Raw genomic sequence first — 591 nt, forward strand, 5'->3', positions numbered from 1 at the left:
TACCACGGAGTGATTCATGACTGGGGTGAAGTCGTAACAAGGTAGCCCTAGGGGAACCTGGGGCTGGATCACCTCCTTATACGATTTAGAACTTATTTGTTCGTAGTGTCCACACAGATGATTGTTAATTGTAAAGAGAACAACACTTATTGTTTGGGTCTGTAGCTCAGTTGGTTAGAGCGCACCCCTGATAAGGGTGAGGTCGGTGGTTCAAATCCACCCAGACCCACCACTTCTTCTTAATCTTATCACTAAGGTTAAAACGAAGTCGGATAACAAACAATAAGACCAGCATATGTGGGGCTATAGCTCAGCTGGGAGAGCGCCTGCCTTGCACGCAGGAGGTCAGCAGTTCGATCCTGCTTAGCTCCACCACTTTACTTCTTAAAAATAAATATTCTTTATCGGGTAGCAACATCACCTGAGAATAGAGTGTGTTTAATTTTGAGAAGTTTTTGATTCTCTGCTCTTTAAAAATTTGGAAAAGCTGATAATAAAATTCTGATAGATACTTTGTATTTATCAAGAGTTTTCAAAAGTAAAAAAGAATGATAGCAGTATCATTCAGTGCCAATTTAATCATTTATGATT

2 tRNA genes and 1 rRNA gene are annotated in these 591 nt (G+C 39.9%); all 3 read left to right on the forward strand.

The features are described 5' to 3' along the window. Nucleotides 1-79, forward strand: a 16S ribosomal RNA gene (locus tag NQT65_RS20180); the annotation flags it as partial. Nucleotides 80-155: 76 nt separating this feature from the next. Continuing rightward, a tRNA-Ile gene (locus NQT65_RS20185) sits at nucleotides 156-232 on the forward strand. Nucleotides 233-299: 67 nt separating this feature from the next. Further along, nucleotides 300-375: transfer RNA gene (locus tag NQT65_RS20190), tRNA-Ala, on the forward strand. Nucleotides 376-591: the final 216 nt, after the last annotated feature.

The organism is Pseudoalteromonas agarivorans, from assembly GCF_024518735.1.
In the GTDB taxonomy this organism is placed as follows: domain Bacteria; phylum Pseudomonadota; class Gammaproteobacteria; order Enterobacterales; family Alteromonadaceae; genus Pseudoalteromonas; species Pseudoalteromonas atlantica.